This is a genomic window from Pseudomonas batumici (assembly GCF_036585405.1).
In the GTDB taxonomy this organism is placed as follows: Bacteria; Pseudomonadota; Gammaproteobacteria; order Pseudomonadales; family Pseudomonadaceae; genus Aquipseudomonas; species Aquipseudomonas batumici.
On record NZ_CP144470.1, the window covers coordinates 3,972,447 to 3,988,621 of the forward strand.

The window sequence follows — 16,175 nt, forward strand, 5'->3', positions numbered from 1 at the left end:
ATACGAACATGATCTTCACCAGCAAACCCCTTGTATCGACCTCCAAGTGCCGTGCCGCGCTGTGGGTAGCCGCCGGATTCAGCACCGTGCTGATGGGTGGATGCGCCACTTCGCCGACCTCGAAAGTCGGTGCGACCACCAAGGTCGAGTACTACCCGACCTGCTACGAGCCGGTGCAGCACCTGCGTGCCACTGATTCGGACATGACCAAGTCGATCGCCACCGGCGCGGTGATCGGTGCACTGGGCGGTGCCGCCCTTGGCGCGCTGACCGGTGACGACTCCTCCAAGCGCGCACGCAATGCCGCCATCGGTGCGGCCGGCGGTGCCCTGGCGGGTGGCGCGGCGGGTTACTACACCGAGAAGCAGAAGCAGATCGCCGACGACAACCAGCGCATCGGCTCCTATGCCCAGGACATCAACAAAAGCGCCGCCGACATGGATCGCAATACGGCTTATGCCAAGGCGTCGCAGAGCTGCTACCAGCGTGAGTTCGCCAGCCTGGTCTCGGCGCGCAAGGCCAAGACCATCGGTGATGCCGAAGGCCGCAAGCGCCTGGCGGAAATCGTCTCCGGCCTGAAAGAGTCCAACGACCTGATCGTCGCGGTGAACGGGCGTGCCGCCGAAGACCTGAACAACTACACCCAGGCCTATGAGAAGGACCTGCAGCAGGTCGGCGTGCAGCGTACCGACGTGGTCACCGTGGCGACCGCCGACACCACCCCGGTTGTCGCGCCGACCACCACCAAGGGCAAGAAGGCGAAAGTGGCGAAGAAGCCGGTGCTGCCGACTGTGCCTAAAGAGGCGGTGGCCACCGAGAAGACGCTCCAGGACGCCAACGCCAAGAAAGCCGCGAGCCAGGATGTGGCCACCAGTGGCCAGTCGCAGGTCAACAGCATGTGCAAGAACCCGGACCTGGGCGACTGGGCACCGGTTCCTTGCCCGAACGCGTGAGTGGCGGATCGTCTGACAATTTGTCGGTATAAGCGTTAAACGCCAGCCGATCTCCTGGGTAAACTAGGAGATCGGTGGCGTTCTTCAGGTAAAGCGCTACACTGCGCCGGCTGTTTATCTCTTCTGCCGAGGCTGTGTGCATGAAATTTCGCTTTCTTCTCTGGGCAATGGGTCTGTTGATGGCCCGGGCCAGCCGCAATAACCCCGCCTTCCAGCAGCAACTGGCCGACAAGGCCCTGGTGTTCCAGCTGCAGACCCTGGACGGCAAGGTCGCCCGTCACTTCATCGTCAAGGATCAGCGCATCAGCAGCCAGTCCGGGACTTATCCGGAGCCGGCGTTTGCCATTGCCTTCAAGGATGCCGCCTATGGCTTCGCCACGTTGCAGGCGAAGAACAAGCAACTGGCGTTCATGACGGGGATTCAGGACAAGTCGGTCCAGATCAAGGGCAATCCGGCCCTGGTGATGTGGTTCCAGGGTTTGATGAAGTACCTCAAGCCGAAGAAAAAGAAGGCCTGAAGCCCAGGTTTGCTGGGCGAACGGGTAAACCTGTAGGAGCGAGCTTGCTCGCGATGGTAGTCAAGGCACCGTGGGGTATCAGATGCCCCGCGTTATCGTTGACGTCCATCGCGAGCAAGCTCGCTCCTACAATGAAGCCCCTTAGGCGCCTTAGCCCTGGCTGAACTGTGAAGCCAGTTCGCGCAGCAACACTTCGGCTTCCAGCACCTTGTTGACCACATCATCGGCCTTGTCGCGGGTCAGCCCCAGGCGTTCCAGCAAGGCATCCGGAATCTCTTCATCCGGGCCCGAGCCGATATTGCGACTGCGCAGCAGGCGCACCGCCAGGCACACCAGGTTCGGATAGGCGGCATAGTCGCCGTCGTAGCCCGGGTCATGCTGGAAGCGCAGCGCGGTGGAGAGTTCCTCCGGCATGTCCCAGTAACGCATCAGCCAGCCGCCGATCTGCTCGCGGCTGATGCCCAGCAGGTGCTGCTCGATGTAGCTGTGGCACAGGTGCGGGTTGACCTCCAGGTGCCGGCAGATCAGTGAGAAATGCGGCGGGAAGACGTGGGCCAGCAGCAGGTAGCCGAAGTTGTGCAGCAACCCGGCGAGGTAGGTCAGGCCGGCTTCCGGGCGCTGGGCGCGCGGCATGGCACGGGTCAGGCCTTCGATCACCGCGGCGGTGTAGATCGATTGCTGCCAGTAGGGCGTGCTGTGTTGCGGATGGTCCTTGGGCAGGCTCAAGGTCTTGCCCAGGGCCAGGCCCAGCGCCAGGTTGATCACCAGGTCGAAACCCAGCACGCGGACAATGGCGTCCTCCACCGAGCGAATCTTGCCCGGCGAGGCGTAGTAGGGCGAGGCCGCCCAACTCACCACCTGGGCCGCCAGCGCCGGATCGGTTTCGACCACGCCGGTGATGTCGTCGATGGTCGCGTTGGGATCGACCCGCAACTTGATGATCTTTTGCGCAGTTTCCGCCAACGGCGGAATCTCGATGGTCTCTTCCAGGCGCTGCTGGATACGCCGCGCGGTGAAGGCTTGTACCGCCTGGGTGATTTCCTCGCGGTCATCATGCGGGCGGTCGAGGTTGGGGCGGATGCCGCCCACGGGCTCGCCGAAACTCGCGGCGCTGGCCTTGCTCAGCATGCTCTTGAAGTCGTCGCTGGCAATTTCCAGCAGCAGGCCGGCTTCGCCGGAGTTGATCAGCAGGCTCGGTTCACGCAGCAGTTGCTCTTCGTACAGGCATGGCGAACTGGTCAGCCCAGGCAGACCCGGCAGCAGGTGCAGGCTGTGTTTGCCGAGCATGCGTTCCATGCGTTCGGTGGGCACGGCCGTCAGGCGCCGACCGGTCAGTTCGGTCAGGCGATTGAGATCCAGCAGTTGATCCTGGGGGAACAGGACCATGAGTGCGCCGACCGCATCGTCGAGCAGCACGGCCTGGACCTTGCGCGCGGCCGGGAGACCAGGATGGTCCAGCACCTCGCTATAGCGGATGGCGAGCTTGTCGAGCAGCAGCCGGACCACAGACGGGGTGTGCGGGGTTGCATCGATGAGGGCAACTTCTGTCATGGTCTGTATCCGGGTTCCTACAATCCCCCCAGTATAACCAGCTTGATCGTCCTAATGGTCTATAAACTGTGAGGTCTATCACACTTGGCCGTATTGTTGGCCGTGGCGCAGCCAGCGCTCCAGCAGCGGGCTGACGTGCTGCGGCCAGCGTGCCAGAAGGGCTTGCGCGGCATCGCGCACGGCCGGCAGCAGGTCGGCGTCGCGCATCAGGTCGGCGACCTTGAATTGCAGGAGCCCGGTCTGGCGGGTGCCGAGCATTTCCCCGGGGCCGCGCAGCTCCAGGTCTTTCTCGGCGATGATGAAGCCGTCGTTGGTCTCGCGCATGATCCCCAGGCGTTGGCGGCCGATCTGTGACAGCGGCGGATGGTAGAGCAGCACGCAGTGACTGACGGCGCTGCCCCGGCCGACTCGGCCACGCAACTGATGCAGTTGCGCCAGCCCCAGGCGTTCGGGGTTTTCGATGATCATCAGGCTGGCATTGGGCACGTCGACGCCGACTTCGATCACCGTGGTCGCCACCAGCAGTTGCAGGGCGCCGGCCTTGAATTCGGCCATGACGGCGGCCTTTTCCGCCGGTTTCATGCGGCCGTGGATCAGCCCGACGCGCAATTCGCCGAGGGCGGCGCCGAGTTCTTCGAAGGTGGTTTCGGCAGCCTGGCAGGTGAGTTCTTCGGATTCTTCGATCAGCGTGCAGACCCAATAGGCCTGGCGGCCTTCGGCGCAGGCGGCGCGCACCCGTTCCACCACTTCGAAGCGCCGGCTGTCGGCCACCAGCACGGTGTTCACCGGCGTGCGGCCCGGCGGCAGCTCGTCGAGGATCGAGGTGTCGAGGTCGGCATAGGCGCTCATGGCCAGGGTGCGCGGGATCGGTGTGGCGGTCATGATCAACTGGTGCGGGCACATCCGCCCGCCGACGCCTTTCTGGCGCAGGGCCAGGCGCTGCTGGACGCCGAAGCGGTGTTGCTCGTCGATGATCACCAGCGCCAGGTTGCGGAATTGCACTTCGTCCTGGAACAGCGCGTGGGTGCCGACCACCATCGGGGTGCCACCGGCGATCTGCTCCAGGGCGGCGACGCGGGCCTTGCCCTTGAGCTTGCCGGCCAGCCAGGCGGTTTCGATGCCCAGCGGTTCCAGCCAGCGGCGGAAATTGAGGAAGTGCTGTTCGGCGAGAATCTCGGTCGGTGCCATCAGGGCCACCTGGTGACCGGCTTCCAGGGCCTGCAAGGCGGCCAGGGCGGCGACCACGGTCTTGCCGGCGCCGACGTCACCCTGGATCAGCCGCAGCATCGGCTCCGGTTGGCTGAGATCGTAGGCTACCTCGTTGCCGACCCGCTGCTGGGCACCGGTCGGTGGGAAGCCCAGGTTGGCGAGAAACTGCCCGGGCAGCCTTTGCGCTTTCGGCAGGGTTGGCGCGCGCAGGGCCCGCAGGCTTTCGCGCAGGCGTTGCTGGGACAGCTGGTGGGTGAGCAGTTCTTCGAAGGCGAGGCGGTGCTGGGCCCAGTGATGACCCAGGGCGAGCTCGTCGACATCGGCATCGGCGGGCGGCTGGTGCAGGTAGCGGATGGCTTCGTCCAGCGGCGCCAGCTGGTAGTCGCGGGCCAGTTCCTGGGGCAGCCAATCCGGCAGGCTGCGCGGGCCGAGCATCGCCAGGCTTTGCTGGCAGAGCAGGCGCAGGCGTTGTTGGGTCAGGCCTTCGGTCAGGGGGTAGATCGGGGTCAGGGTGGTGTCTATCGGCGGCGGTTCGTTGCCACTGATGGCGCGGTATTCCGGGTGGTAGATTTCCAGGCCAGAGGCCCCGGGCCGGGCTTCGCCGTAGCAACGCACATGAGTGCCGCGCTTGAGGCCGTCCTTTTGCGCGGTGCTGAAATGGTAGAAGCGCAGGCTCAGGCTGCCGGTGCCGTCGTTGAGGCGCACCAACAGGCTGCGGCGCTTGCCCATGACCACATCGGCGCCGCTGACCACGCCTTCGACCACCGCGTCCTGACCCGGGCGCAAGGCACCGATGGGCACCACGCGAGTGCGGTCCTGGTAGCGCAAGGGCAGGTGGAACAGCACGTCCTGGATCGTCTCCAGGCCAACCTTGGCCAGCTTCTCGGCCATGGCCGCGCCGACGCCCTTGAGCGCCGTGACCGAGACTTGCGACAGTTCAGCCACGTCGATCAGCTCGCTACGGGAGGCTTGGCCACCGAGCACAGGCGGATCGAGTCGGCGAGGATTTCAATCGCCTTGGGCCGCGGGAAGCTGGCGCGCCAGGCGATGGCCACGGTGCGAAACGGCACGGGCGGCGCCAGCGGGCGCACTTCGATCACGCCGGGGGCGTAGTGATGGCTGTCCACGGCCGACAGCGGCAGCACCGAAATGCCCAGGCCGGAGGCGACCATGTGGCGGATGGTTTCCAGCGAGCTGGACTCCACCGTGGTGTGCTTGGCCGTGTCGCCGCCCTTGGCCAGGGTCGGGCAGGCTTCGAGGACCTGGTCGCGGAAGCAGTGGCCTTCGCCCAGCAGCAGCAGGCTCTTGTCGTTGAGCAGGGCGCTGTCGATGCTTTCCTTTTGGGTCCAGGCGTGCGAGGCCGGCATCAGCACGTAGAACGGTTCGTCGTAGAGCGGCAGGGTCAGCACGTCGGCTTCGTTGAACGGCAGGGCGATGATCACCGCGTCCAGCTCACCGTTGCGCAGCTTGTCGCGCAGCACGTGGGTGAAGTTTTCCTCGATGTACAACGGCATCTGCGGGGCGACCCGGTGCAGTTGCGGGATCAGGTGCGGGAACAGGTAGGGGCCGACGGTGTAGATCGCGCCGACTTTCAGCGGGGCGGTCAGCTGGTTTTTCCCGGCCTGGGCCAGTTCGCGGATGCCCTGGGCCTGTTCGAGGACCTTCTGCGCCTGGGCGACGATGCTTTCGCCGACGGGGGTCAGGCGCACGGCGCTCTTGCTGCGCTCGAAAATCAGCACACCGAGTTCGTCCTCCAGCTTTTTCACGCCTACCGACAGGGTCGGCTGGCTGACATGACAACGCTCGGCCGCGTGACCGAAGTGTTGTTCCTGGGCGAGGGTGACGATATAGCGTAGTTCTGTGAGAGTCATAGCGAGCGTCCATAAGGTTGCCGGGCAAGCATAACGGCTACCATCGATAGACGCACGTTATCAGACGCAGTCTGAACACAGACCGTCGTTATCTCTCTCCATCAGCGATTGCGCCTGTCGATGGAGTACACGAACGGCGCGACGATTTCGATGCTGCCGTTGGTCAGCATCTCGGCCGGCGGCTTGGGCAGTGGCTCGGCACGACGGATCATTTCCAGGGTGGCCCGGTCCAGATCGGCGTTGCCCGAGCGGCCCACCAGTTCATACGAGAGCACCTTGCCTTCGCCGTCCACCACGAAACGCAGGCGGTTCAGGCCTTCCTTGCCACGGGATTGCGCGGCCGGCGGGTACTTCTTGTACTTGCCCAGGTGCGCCAGCAAGGTGCCTTGCCAGTTGGCTTTCGCCGCGAGCTGCTGGGGCGAAGGCCCTGGCGCCGGTGCCGTGGGTTTTTCCGTTGGCGTGTGGGTTGGCGGCGTGTCGGCAGGTTTCTCCTCCGCGGGCTTCTCCTTCACCGGTTCCGGCTTCACCTGTGGCTTGGGCGGTTGCGGCTTGGGTTTCGGCTTGACCGGCTTGGGCACCGAGATCGTCGGCTTCGGCGCTTCGACCAGCTTGGGCAGCGGCAATTCTTCCACGGGCGCGGGTGGCTGTGGCGGGGTGATCACCTTGGGCGGTGCCGGGGGCGGTGGGGCCGGGGGTAATGGCGCCAGTTCGACCATCATGGCCTGTGGCGGCAGCTCGATGGGCTTGGACACCGACCCGTTCAGCACGGCGAGGATCGCCACCGCGTGAATGCCCAGCACCAGGCCCAGGCTGGCGCCGTAACGCGTCAGCTTTTGGCGCGTATTGATCATTTCTTGGCTGCCGTCTCGAGTCCCACCAGGCCGACCTTCAGGTAGCCGGCGGCGCGCAGGGCGTCCATCACGCGCATCAGGTCGCCATAATCCACGCCTTTATCGGCCTGGAAGAAAATGGTCGTGTCCTTTTTGCCGTGGGTCCGGGCGTCGAGGGTGGCGCCCAGGGCATCGGCCTTGACTTCGTCTTCACCGAGGAACAGCCGCTGGTCCGACTTGACGCTGAGGAACACCGGTTTTTCCGGCCGTGGTGCCGGCTTTGCGGTGGACGCGGGCAGGTCGACCTTGATGTCCACGGTGGCCAGGGGGGCAGCCACCATGAAGATGATCAGCAGGACCAGCATCACGTCGATAAACGGCGTGACGTTGATTTCGTGGTTTTCGGCGAGGTCGTCGCCACCTTCGTTCAAATGCAGGCCCATGGCTGATTACCCCACTTTCACCATGTGCGGCGTTTGCGTGGAACGCTCGGGCGGCAGGTGGTCGAGGTCACGGCTGACCAGCAGCAACACCTGGGCCGAAGCGTCGGCTACCTGGGCCTTGTAGCCGGCGATGGAGCGGGCGAAGACGTTGTAGATCACCACGGCCGGAATGGCCGCGACCAGGCCCAGGGCTGTGGCCAGCAGGGCTTCGGCGATACCCGGTGCGACCACGGCGAGGTTGGTGGTCTGGGTCTTGGCGATGCCGATGAAGCTGTTCATGATGCCCCACACGGTACCGAATAGGCCGACGAAGGGCGCGGTGGAACCGATGGTGGCGAGCACGCCGGTGCCGTGGCTCATGTTGCGACCGCAGGCGGCGACCAGGCGCTCGAGACGGAAGCTCACGCGTTCCTTGATGCCTTCTTTCTCACGGCTGTTGGTCGACAAGTGCATTTCTTCCAGGGCGTCATGCACCAGCAGGTGGGCGAGGGTGCCTTCCTGGCGGGCGGTTTCGCTGGCTTCCCTGAGGGTGCGGGCCTTTTTCAGGGCGAGCATCTCACGCCGCAGGCGACGCTTGGCGCCCAGCAGCTCGAAGCCCTTGGCGATCCAGATGGTCCAGGTGATGATCGAGGCGATGGCCAGCCCGATCATCACGATCTTGACGATGATGTCGGCGTTCTTGTACATGCCCCAGGGGGACAGGTCGTGGGCCATGCCCAGGCTGTTATCCTCGGCGGGCAACGCGTCGGCATCCGTGGTGTCGCCCGATGTGGCATGCTCGGCCTGGACCGGAGCGCCGGCGATCGGTGCCGCGACAGGTTGCTCGACCGGGGTCGCTACGACAGTGGCGGGTGCACTGTGCGGCGCGGCTTCGTCGGCGAACGTCAGTGTCGGCGCCAGCAACAGGCTGAGCAGCAACGCCGCTGCCGAGCGCCAGGCGCGCGATGGGCTGTGGGGCTGGGGTGACGAAGCGGGGCGTTTAGTGCGTGTCATGCTGGCCGGACCTGAGAGAAGATAGAAGAGGGTCTTGTCCTTCCAGGCCTCGTGGGCCGAGAACATTTGGTCGTGCATTATTGCAAGTAATTCTTGTTAACAGAAGTAATAGCTTCTCTTTTTTTCTTCCATTGCTAATTGCTGATCAATTTTCAGCGCCAGCTTGTGGCTTTTTTCGTGGAGATCCGTGATGTCTGCTCCTTCTGTTCTGATTGCCGGTTGCGGCGATGTCGGTAGTCGCCTGGCGACGCAGTTGCTCGGTCAGGGTTGGCGAGTCCATGGCCTGCGCCGCTCGATCGCGCGTTTGCCGGAAGGCGTCGTGGGGGTGGCGGGTGACCTGTTCGCCGAGCAACGGCCCGACACCTGGCCGAGCGGTCCGCTGGATTACCTGGTGTATTGCGCCGCCGCGACCGATCACGACGAGGCGGGTTATCGCGCAGCCTACGTCGAAGGGGTACGGCATGTGTTGAGCTGGCTCAGGCAATCGGGCCAGCGGCCGCGGCGCCTGCTGTTCGTGTCCAGCAGCAGTGTGTATGTCCAGCAGGCGGGGGAGTGGGTCGACGAGACTTCGCCGACCGAAGCCGAAGGTTATTCCGGACGGTTGATGCTGGAGGCCGAGCAGATGGCGCTGGACAGTGGTATTCCGGCGACCCGGGTGCGTCTGACCGGGATCTACGGTCCGGGTCGCGAGTGGTTGTTGACCCAGGTCCGGCGCGGCTATCGGGTGGTGGTGGAGCCGCCTTTATATGCCAACCGGATTCATGTCGACGACGCGGCCGGGCTGCTGGCGTTCCTGCTGCGGGCCGATCGTGCCGGGCAGGTGCTGGAGGATTGCTATATCGGTGTCGATGATGCGCCGGCGCCGTTGGCCGAGGTGGTGGGCTGGTTGCGCGAGTACCTGGGGGTGACCGAGTGGGCGGAGGACGCCAGTGTCCGCCGCACCGGCAGCAAGCGCTGCAGCAATGCCCGGGCGCGGGCCCTGGGCTGGGCGCCGCGCTATCCGAGTTTTCGCGAGGGTTATGCGGCGATTCTCGAGGGTCGTTGCTGAGGTTATTTCTCCAGCAACCACTGACGGGTGCCTGGGTTGAGCTGCGGCTGTTCGTCGGCCTGGGCCGAGTTCAGTGCCTGGAAGATTTCCAGCTGCTTGCCCTTGCGCACGAAGATCCAGGCGCTGCCCTTGCCGCCTTGCTGCAGCCAGATACTGTCGTTCTGGCCGCTCATGGAGGCGCAGTCGCCGGCCAGGCACAGCGCGTAGCGGTCGCTGCCGGGCAAGCCTTGCAGGCGTCCGTCCGGCAGGAACTTCACCTGGCCACCTTCGCCCGGGCCGCTGGTGATCTTCCAGTCGCCCCCCATGTAGGCTGAGTACAGGGCCTGCTCGAAGCTGGCGCCCACCGGCGCATTGGCCGGCAGTTCGGTCTCGGCCCGCACGAACGGCTGTTCCGGTTCCGAATCGCTGGCACCCTGGATCAGTTCCTTGCCGTCGCGCGCCAGCGAAGTCCCGGCGCTGCCATAGAAGTCGACATGCCACTGCTTGCCGTCCGCGCGCACATGACCCTCGGGGCGCTCGAAACCGTTGCTGTACTTGGCCTGGCCGTTACGGGTGTCGATGTTCCATTCCAGGTTCGGCCCGTAGGTCTCCAGGGCGGCACGCAGGCTGCCCTTCTTGACGGCGGCATCGATGGCGGCCTGGTTGATCCAGGTGCCGCTGATGTCGTATTTGGCAGGGTCGCTGGCGCAGCCGCCGAGCAGGAGGGCAAACACCGAGAAGGCAAGCGCTTTGCGCATGGTGGAATCCTTTGCAAACGAAGCTGGCGCAGCGGGAGGGCTGCGCCAGGCAGTGCGGGGTTGTTCGTGGACGGCGTGGCGGGCGCTTATTCGAGGACCAGGATCGCGTCCATCTCGACCTGCGAGCCGCGTGGCAGGGCGGCAACGCCGATGGCGGCGCGGGCCGGGTAAGGCTGCTGGAAGTACTTGCCCATGATCTCGTTGACCTTGGCGAAGTGGCTCAGGTCGGTGAGGAAGATGTTCAGCTTGACGATGTCCTTGAACGAACCGCCGGCCGCTTCGGCCACGGCCTTCAGGTTTTCGAAGACCTGCACGGTCTGGGCTTCGAAGCCTTCCACCAGTTCCATGGTTTTCGGGTCCAGGGGGATCTGGCCGGACATGTAGACGGTGTTGCCGGCCTTGATCGCCTGGGAGTAGGTGCCGATGGCGGCCGGGGCCTTGTCGCTGCTGATAACGGTCTTGCTCATGAACGGGTTCCTTGTAATGGGCGGCTACGTTGGGGAGCTATGCGCGCATGCGGGTGATGCGGATCACGCCGGTCAGGGCGCGCAGTTTCTTGATCACGCGGGCCAGGTGCACGCGGTCGTGCACACTGACCACCAGTTGGACCACGCTGATGCGACCATCGCGTTCGTCCATGCTGATTTTCTCGATGTTGCCGTCGGCGGCATTGACGCTGCTGGCCAGCAGGGCAATCAGGCCGCGCTGGTGTTCCAGTTCGACGCGCAGCTCGACGTTGAATTCGCCGGTGACATCCTTGGCCCAGGAGAGCTGGATGCATTTTTCCGGATTGTGGCGGATCTCGCTGATGTTGCGGCAGTTGTCCAGGTGCACCACCATGCCTTTGCCCGCGGACAGGTGACCGACAATCGGGTCGCCCGGGATCGGCGTGCAGCACTTGGCGTAGCTGAGCACCAGGCCTTCGGTACCGCGGATCGCCAGCGGGCCTTCGGGGCTGGGCAGTTGTTCGCCTTCGCCCAGCAGGCGGCGGGCGACCACATAGGCCATGCGGTTGCCCAGGCCGATGTCTTCCAGCAGGTCTTCGATCAGTTCCAGGCGGTATTCGTGGAGCATGGCCTGCACGCGTTCGCCCGGAATCTTGTCCAGGGCACTGTCGAAACCGTTGAGCACCTTGTTCAGCAGGCGTTCGCCCAGGCTGATGGATTCGGAGCGGCGTTGCAGTTTCAGAGCATGGCGGATATGGGTGCGCGCCTTGCCGGTGACCACGAAGTTGAGCCAGGCCGGGTTGGGGCGCGCGCCGGGGGCGCTGACGATCTCGACCGTGGAGCCGCTTTGCAGCGGTTCGGACAGCGGCGCGAGGCGGCGATTGATCCGGCAGGCAATGCAGCTGTTGCCGACATCGGTGTGCACCGCGTAGGCAAAGTCCACCGCCGTGGAGCCTTTCGGCAGCTCCATGATCCGGCCCTTGGGCGTGAACACGTAGACCTCGTCCGGGAACAGGTCGATCTTCACGCTTTCGATGAATTCCAGGGAGTTGCCGGCCCGTTGCTGCATTTCCAGCACGCCCTTGACCCACTGGCGGGCCCGGGCATGGGTGCCCTTGGGCTGCTCGTCGCCGCTGGACTTGTACAGCCAGTGGGCGGCGATGCCGTTGTTGGCCATCTCTTCCATTTCGCGGGTACGGATCTGGATCTCGATCGGTACGCCGTGCATGCCGAACAGCGTGGTGTGCAGCGACTGGTAGCCGTTGGCCTTGGGAATCGCGATGTAGTCCTTGAAGCGGCCGGGCAGGGGTTTGTACAAATTATGTACAGCACCGAGAACCCGATAGCAGGTGTCGACCTTGTCGACGATGATCCGGAACGCGTAGACGTCCATGATCTCGTTGAAGGCCCGGCGCTTGCCGCGCATCTTGGTGTAGATGCCGTACAGGTGTTTCTGGCGTCCGCTGACTTCGCCCTGGATTTCGTCGACGGCCAGGCAGTGGCTCAGGGACTCTTCGATCTTGTTGACGATTTCCTTGCGGTTGCCACGGGCGCGCTTGACCGCCTGGTAGATCCGCGCGGAACGCATCGGGTGCATGGCCTTGAAGCCGAGGTCTTCGAATTCGACGCGGATCGCATGCATGCCCAGCCGGTTGGCGATGGGCGCATAGATCTCGAGGGTTTCCTTGGCGATGCGCCGGCGCTTTTCGCCGGAGAGTACTTCCAGGGTGCGCATGTTGTGCAGGCGGTCGGCCAGCTTGACCAGGATCACGCGAATGTCGCGGGCCATGGCCATGGCCATTTTCTGGAAGTTTTCCGCCTGGGCTTCGGCCTTGGTCTCGAAGTTCATCTGGGTCAGTTTGCTGACCCCGTCGACCAGTTCGGCCACGGTTTCGCCGAACTGCGCCTGCAGCGCTTCCTTGGCGATCCCGGTGTCTTCGATCACGTCATGGAGCATGGCGGCCATCAGGCTCTGATGGTCCATGTGCATGTCGGCAAGGATATTGGCCACCGCCAGCGGGTGCGTGACGTAGGCTTCGCCGCTACGACGGCGTTGACCGTCGTGGGCTTGTTCGGCGTAGAAGTACGCCCGGCGGACCAGGTTGACCTGGTCGGCGCCGAGGTAGGTCGATAAGCGATCGGCGAGGGCGTCTATGCTCGGCATGAGGTTTCCCCCGACCGAAGCCTTGTACCCTGCGCCGTGCTACGTCGACCAGGCATAGGCTTAGACGGCCTCGTTGGACTCGTCCTCGAAGGCGGCGAAGACTGGGTCTTCATGGACGATATCCTGTTCGGCGATGAACTCGTTCGTCACATAACCTTCGGCGATTTCCCGCAGGGCCATTACGGTCGGCTTGTCATTTTCCCACGCCAGCTTCGGCTCTTTGCCGCCGGTCGCCAGTTGACGAGCACGCTTGGTGGAGAGCATGACCAGCTCAAAACGGTTAGCCACATGTTCTAGGCAGTCTTCAACGGTTACGCGGGCCATGGTGTTCCTCGTAGCAAATACGGTAGTCGCGGTGCCCGGATGGGCGGGCGGACTAAACAGTTTAAAAAATCACCAGCGATTAGGGAAGCGCTGATTTCTCCACCAGGTTCGCCAACGCGCCACGAGTACCAATGTAAAGCCCTCGCGACGCTTTTGGGAAGTGTTGCTTATGCCAACAATTCGCTCAATAGTTGAGTGAAACGTTGCTGCTGGGGCAGTTGTTGCAGGCGATTGGCGCGGAAAATCGCCTTCAGGTCGTCCAATGCGTGGGCAAAATCGTCGTTGATGATCAGGAAATCGTATTCGACGTAGTGGCTCATTTCGCTGACCGCTTCACGCATCCGCCCTTCGATGATCGCGTCGCTGTCCTGGCCACGGTTGGTCAGGCGCTGGCGCAGGGCCTGCTGGCTGGGCGGCAGGATGAAGATGGAACGGGCCCCGGGCATTTGCCGGCGCACTTGTTCGGCGCCCTGCCAGTCGATTTCCAGGATCAGGTCGTGGCCTGCGTCCAGGGTCTGCTGCAGGTGGCTCTGGGAGGTGCCGTAGAGGTTGCCGAAAACTTCGGCCTGTTCGAGGAAGTCACCGTGCTCGACCATGCTGACGAACTCGGCGCGGTCGACGAAGTGGTAGTTCACGCCGTTTTCTTCGCCCGGACGCATGGCGCGGGTGGTGTGCGAGACCGAGACGCGGATCTGCGGCTCGGCATCGATCAGGGCCTTGACCAGGCTGGTCTTGCCTGCGCCCGACGGTGCGGAAATGATGTAGAGGGTGCCAGTGCTGTGGGTCATGTCGGGTTAGCCTTACTCGATGTTCTGTACTTGTTCGCGCATTTGCTCGATCAACACCTTGAGGTTGACCGCCGCCTGAGTGCTGCGCGGGTCGAAGGCCTTGGAGCCAAGGGTGTTGGCTTCGCGGTTGAGTTCCTGCATCAGGAAGTCCAGGCGTCGGCCGGCCGCGCCGCCGGACTTGAGGACCCGGCGGACTTCGATGATATGGGTGGCGAGGCGGTCGAGTTCTTCGGCCACGTCGCTTTTCTGCGCCAGCAGGACCATTTCCTGTTCCAGGCGGGCCGGGTCCAGCTCGGCCTGCATGTCGGCGAAGCGGTCGAGGACTTTCTGGCGCTGGCTGGCGAGCATCTGCGGGACCTGTTCGCGCAGGGTCGCGACATCGCCCTCGATGGCGTCCAGGCGCTCCACGATCAAGCGGGCCAGCTCCGCGCCTTCGCGCTGGCGGCCGTTCTTGAGTTCCTTGAGCCCTTGGTTGAACAGGGCCAGGGCCTCGTTGTTCAGAGCCTGCGGGTCGCTGGCGTCGGCCACCAGCACGCCGGGCCAGGCGAGGACTTCCAGCGGATTCAGCGCGGCGGGTTGCTTGATCAGGCCGGCGACGGTTTCGGCGGCGGCGATCAGCTGGGTGGCGCGCTCGCGGTCGATCTGCAGGGCCTTGCCGGTGGTTTCCTCGGTGAAGCGCAGGGTGCATTCCAGCTTGCCCCGCGACAGGCCCTGGCGCAGGGCTTCGCGAACCGCGCCCTCGAGGTCGCGGAACGACTCCGGCAGGCGCAGGTGGGGTTCCAGGTAGCGGCTGTTGACCGAGCGCAGTTCCCAGCTCAGGGTGCCCTGGCTGACGGCGCTTTCGACGCGGGCGAAGGCGGTCATGCTGTGGACCATGGAAGTACCTCGCGATTCAGGTTCGCCGCCGCTTGGGCGGGCAGGACCGATGAATGAATTAAAGCCGACGGGCAGCAAAGGCGCAGGATTGTAGCGCAGTGCGGCCGCTGCCCCCAAACCGCTGCGATGTCGCGGAGCGGGCCCTGAGGTATTTAGAGGTGCCCAGCGCAGTCCCTGGCCTCTATAATGCCCAGTAGATTTCCGTCCCCGTACAGGTATTCCCAGATGAAACGTCCAAGTGGTCGCGCCGCCGATCAGCTCCGCTCGATCCGCATCACCCGCAACTACACCAAACACGCCGAGGGATCTGTACTGGTCGAGTTCGGTGATACCAAAGTGATCTGCACGGTCAGCGTCGAGAACGGCGTGCCGCGTTTCCTCAAGGGCCAGGGCCAGGGTTGGCTGACCGCCGAATACGGCATGCTGCCGCGCGCCACCGGCGAGCGTAACCAGCGTGAGGCGAGTCGCGGCAAGCAAGGCGGTCGCACCCTGGAGATCCAGCGCCTGATCGGTCGTTCGCTGCGGGCCGCGCTGGACATGTCCAAGTTGGGCGACGTGACCCTGTATGTCGACTGCGATGTGATCCAGGCCGATGGCGGCACCCGCACCGCCTCCATCACCGGTGCCATGGTCGCGCTGGTCGATGCGCTGGGCGTGATCAAGAAGCGTGGCGGCCTGAAGGGCGGCAGCCCGCTCAAGCAGATGATCGCCGCGGTATCGGTGGGCATGTACCAGGGCGAGCCGGTGCTCGATCTGGACTACCTGGAGGACTCGGCGGCCGAGACCGATCTGAACGTGGTCATGACCAGCACCGGTGGTTTCATCGAGGTGCAGGGCACTGCCGAAGGCGCGCCGTTCCAGCCGCAAGAGCTGAACGCGATGCTGGCACTGGCGCAAAAAGGCATGAACGAAATCTTCGAACTGCAGAAGGCCGTTCTGGCCGACTGAGTGTTCGAGCTTTTTCCAGGAGAAGGAGAGCGCCATGAATGACGAGCAACTACCCGTACCCGCCCCGAGCCAGGAAGTCAGGCAATGGGCGATGTTCTGTCATTTGTCGGCGTTTCTCGGCTACTGGTTTCCGTTCGGCAGCCTGATCGGGCCGCTGATCCTGTGGCAGATGAAGCGCGAGCAGGACCCGTTCATCGACGCCCAGGGCAAGGAGGCGCTGAACTTCCAGATCACCGTGGCGGTGGCGGCGATGATCTGTATTCCGCTGATGTTCGTCCTGATCGGCATCCCGCTGTTCGGCCTGCTGGTGATCGCGGCGGTGGTGCTGACCATCATTGCCGGCATCAAGGCCAACGAGGGTGTGGCTTACCGCTACCCCTTCACCTGGCGGCCGCTCAAGTAGCCGCGGCTGCCGTTGGATCAGGCAATGACGCGCAAAAAAGCCGACGTGATGTCGGCTTTTTTGTGGCTGCGCC

17 protein-coding genes are annotated in these 16,175 nt (G+C 64.1%); 5 read left to right on the top strand and 12 right to left on the bottom strand.

Annotated features, from left to right (window positions below; genetic code table 11):
* The first annotated feature begins 8 nt into the window (after positions 1-8).
* Together tagQ and NUH87_RS17890 are read left to right on the top strand one after the other, a co-directional pair.
* Entirely contained in the window at positions 9-953 is a 945-nt protein-coding gene (gene tagQ / locus NUH87_RS17885) for a type VI secretion system-associated lipoprotein TagQ (protein WP_338522093.1), read from the top strand.
* 140 nt (positions 954-1,093) lie between these two features.
* On the top strand, positions 1,094-1,471 hold the full coding sequence (locus tag NUH87_RS17890; protein ID WP_338522094.1) for an SCP2 sterol-binding domain-containing protein: 378 nt from the start codon (positions 1,094-1,096) through the stop codon (positions 1,469-1,471).
* 150 nt (positions 1,472-1,621) lie between these two features.
* Here the strand turns inward: NUH87_RS17890 and NUH87_RS17895 are convergent, their stop codons facing one another.
* The 6 genes from NUH87_RS17895 to exbB form a co-directional block, all read right to left on the bottom strand.
* Positions 1,622-3,022 (bottom strand): aminoacyl-tRNA deacylase and HDOD domain-containing protein, encoded by a 1,401-nt coding sequence (locus NUH87_RS17895; RefSeq protein WP_338522095.1) that lies wholly within the window; start codon positions 3,020-3,022, stop codon positions 1,622-1,624.
* A 78-nt stretch (positions 3,023-3,100) separates the two neighbouring features.
* Positions 3,101-5,176, bottom strand: a complete 2,076-nt coding sequence (recG, locus tag NUH87_RS17900; RefSeq protein WP_338526852.1) for an ATP-dependent DNA helicase RecG — start codon at positions 5,174-5,176, stop codon at positions 3,101-3,103.
* A gap of 5 nt (positions 5,177-5,181) precedes the next feature.
* Complete coding sequence (locus tag NUH87_RS17905) at positions 5,182-6,102, bottom strand: hydrogen peroxide-inducible genes activator (protein WP_040071719.1); 921 nt, start codon at positions 6,100-6,102, stop codon at positions 5,182-5,184.
* Between the two features lie 101 nt (positions 6,103-6,203).
* Positions 6,204-6,953: an energy transducer TonB gene (locus NUH87_RS17910; protein WP_338522096.1), complete on the bottom strand. Its 750-nt coding sequence runs from the start codon at positions 6,951-6,953 to the stop codon at positions 6,204-6,206.
* Entirely contained in the window at positions 6,950-7,375 is a 426-nt protein-coding gene (gene exbD, locus NUH87_RS17915) for a TonB system transport protein ExbD (RefSeq protein ID WP_040071717.1), read from the bottom strand. Before exbD ends, NUH87_RS17910 begins: the two co-directional genes overlap by 4 nt.
* A gap of 6 nt (positions 7,376-7,381) precedes the next feature.
* Positions 7,382-8,368, bottom strand: coding sequence for a tonB-system energizer ExbB (exbB, locus tag NUH87_RS17920; protein ID WP_338522097.1), 987 nt, complete (start codon positions 8,366-8,368; stop codon positions 7,382-7,384).
* Positions 8,369-8,558: 190 nt separating this feature from the next.
* Here exbB and NUH87_RS17925 point away from each other — a divergent pair, with 190 nt between their 5' ends.
* On the top strand, positions 8,559-9,416 hold the full coding sequence (locus NUH87_RS17925; protein ID WP_338522098.1) for an SDR family oxidoreductase: 858 nt from the start codon (positions 8,559-8,561) through the stop codon (positions 9,414-9,416).
* A 2-nt stretch (positions 9,417-9,418) separates the two neighbouring features.
* Here the strand turns inward: NUH87_RS17925 and NUH87_RS17930 are convergent, their stop codons facing one another.
* The 6 genes from NUH87_RS17930 to NUH87_RS17955 form a co-directional block, all read right to left on the bottom strand.
* Entirely contained in the window at positions 9,419-10,153 is a 735-nt protein-coding gene (locus tag NUH87_RS17930; RefSeq protein ID WP_338522099.1) for a hypothetical protein, read from the bottom strand.
* Between the two features lie 86 nt (positions 10,154-10,239).
* Positions 10,240-10,620 carry a RidA family protein gene (locus NUH87_RS17935; RefSeq protein WP_040071713.1) on the bottom strand — a complete coding sequence of 127 codons (381 nt, stop codon included), beginning with the start codon at positions 10,618-10,620 and terminating at the stop codon, positions 10,240-10,242.
* Between the two features lie 37 nt (positions 10,621-10,657).
* Entirely contained in the window at positions 10,658-12,763 is a 2,106-nt protein-coding gene (gene spoT, locus NUH87_RS17940) for a bifunctional GTP diphosphokinase/guanosine-3',5'-bis pyrophosphate 3'-pyrophosphohydrolase (RefSeq protein WP_338522100.1), read from the bottom strand.
* 60 nt (positions 12,764-12,823) lie between these two features.
* Positions 12,824-13,087 (bottom strand): DNA-directed RNA polymerase subunit omega, encoded by a 264-nt coding sequence (rpoZ, locus tag NUH87_RS17945; protein ID WP_040071711.1) that lies wholly within the window; start codon positions 13,085-13,087, stop codon positions 12,824-12,826.
* A 167-nt stretch (positions 13,088-13,254) separates the two neighbouring features.
* A complete protein-coding gene (gmk, locus tag NUH87_RS17950; RefSeq protein ID WP_338522101.1) occupies positions 13,255-13,875 on the bottom strand; it encodes a guanylate kinase in 621 nt (206 codons plus the stop codon).
* Between the two features lie 12 nt (positions 13,876-13,887).
* Positions 13,888-14,751, bottom strand: a complete 864-nt coding sequence (locus NUH87_RS17955; protein ID WP_040071709.1) for a YicC/YloC family endoribonuclease — start codon at positions 14,749-14,751, stop codon at positions 13,888-13,890.
* 225 nt (positions 14,752-14,976) lie between these two features.
* On the opposite strand from NUH87_RS17955, the gene rph reads away from it, so the two are divergent.
* Together rph and NUH87_RS17965 are read left to right on the top strand one after the other, a co-directional pair.
* Positions 14,977-15,699: a ribonuclease PH gene (rph, locus tag NUH87_RS17960; protein WP_338522102.1), complete on the top strand. Its 723-nt coding sequence runs from the start codon at positions 14,977-14,979 to the stop codon at positions 15,697-15,699.
* 34 nt (positions 15,700-15,733) lie between these two features.
* Positions 15,734-16,102 (top strand): DUF4870 domain-containing protein, encoded by a 369-nt coding sequence (locus NUH87_RS17965; protein WP_338522103.1) that lies wholly within the window; start codon positions 15,734-15,736, stop codon positions 16,100-16,102.
* Positions 16,103-16,175: the final 73 nt, after the last annotated feature.

Coding starts and splice junctions, on each gene's coding strand:
- tagQ (WP_338522093.1), top strand. CDS start 9: ATGATCTTCACCAGCAAACCCCTTGTATCGACCTCCAAGTGCCGTGCC.
- NUH87_RS17890 (WP_338522094.1), top strand. CDS start 1,094: ATGAAATTTCGCTTTCTTCTCTGGGCAATGGGTCTGTTGATGGCCCGG.
- NUH87_RS17895 (WP_338522095.1), bottom strand. CDS start 3,022: ATGACAGAAGTTGCCCTCATCGATGCAACCCCGCACACCCCGTCTGTG.
- NUH87_RS17905 (WP_040071719.1), bottom strand. CDS start 6,102: ATGACTCTCACAGAACTACGCTATATCGTCACCCTCGCCCAGGAACAA.
- NUH87_RS17910 (WP_338522096.1), bottom strand. CDS start 6,953: ATGATCAATACGCGCCAAAAGCTGACGCGTTACGGCGCCAGCCTGGGC.
- exbD (WP_040071717.1), bottom strand. CDS start 7,375: ATGGGCCTGCATTTGAACGAAGGTGGCGACGACCTCGCCGAAAACCAC.
- exbB (WP_338522097.1), bottom strand. CDS start 8,368: ATGACACGCACTAAACGCCCCGCTTCGTCACCCCAGCCCCACAGCCCA.
- NUH87_RS17925 (WP_338522098.1), top strand. CDS start 8,559: ATGTCTGCTCCTTCTGTTCTGATTGCCGGTTGCGGCGATGTCGGTAGT.
- NUH87_RS17930 (WP_338522099.1), bottom strand. CDS start 10,153: ATGCGCAAAGCGCTTGCCTTCTCGGTGTTTGCCCTCCTGCTCGGCGGC.
- NUH87_RS17935 (WP_040071713.1), bottom strand. CDS start 10,620: ATGAGCAAGACCGTTATCAGCAGCGACAAGGCCCCGGCCGCCATCGGC.
- spoT (WP_338522100.1), bottom strand. CDS start 12,763: ATGCCGAGCATAGACGCCCTCGCCGATCGCTTATCGACCTACCTCGGC.
- rpoZ (WP_040071711.1), bottom strand. CDS start 13,087: ATGGCCCGCGTAACCGTTGAAGACTGCCTAGAACATGTGGCTAACCGT.
- gmk (WP_338522101.1), bottom strand. CDS start 13,875: ATGACCCACAGCACTGGCACCCTCTACATCATTTCCGCACCGTCGGGC.
- NUH87_RS17955 (WP_040071709.1), bottom strand. CDS start 14,751: ATGGTCCACAGCATGACCGCCTTCGCCCGCGTCGAAAGCGCCGTCAGC.
- rph (WP_338522102.1), top strand. CDS start 14,977: ATGAAACGTCCAAGTGGTCGCGCCGCCGATCAGCTCCGCTCGATCCGC.
- NUH87_RS17965 (WP_338522103.1), top strand. CDS start 15,734: ATGAATGACGAGCAACTACCCGTACCCGCCCCGAGCCAGGAAGTCAGG.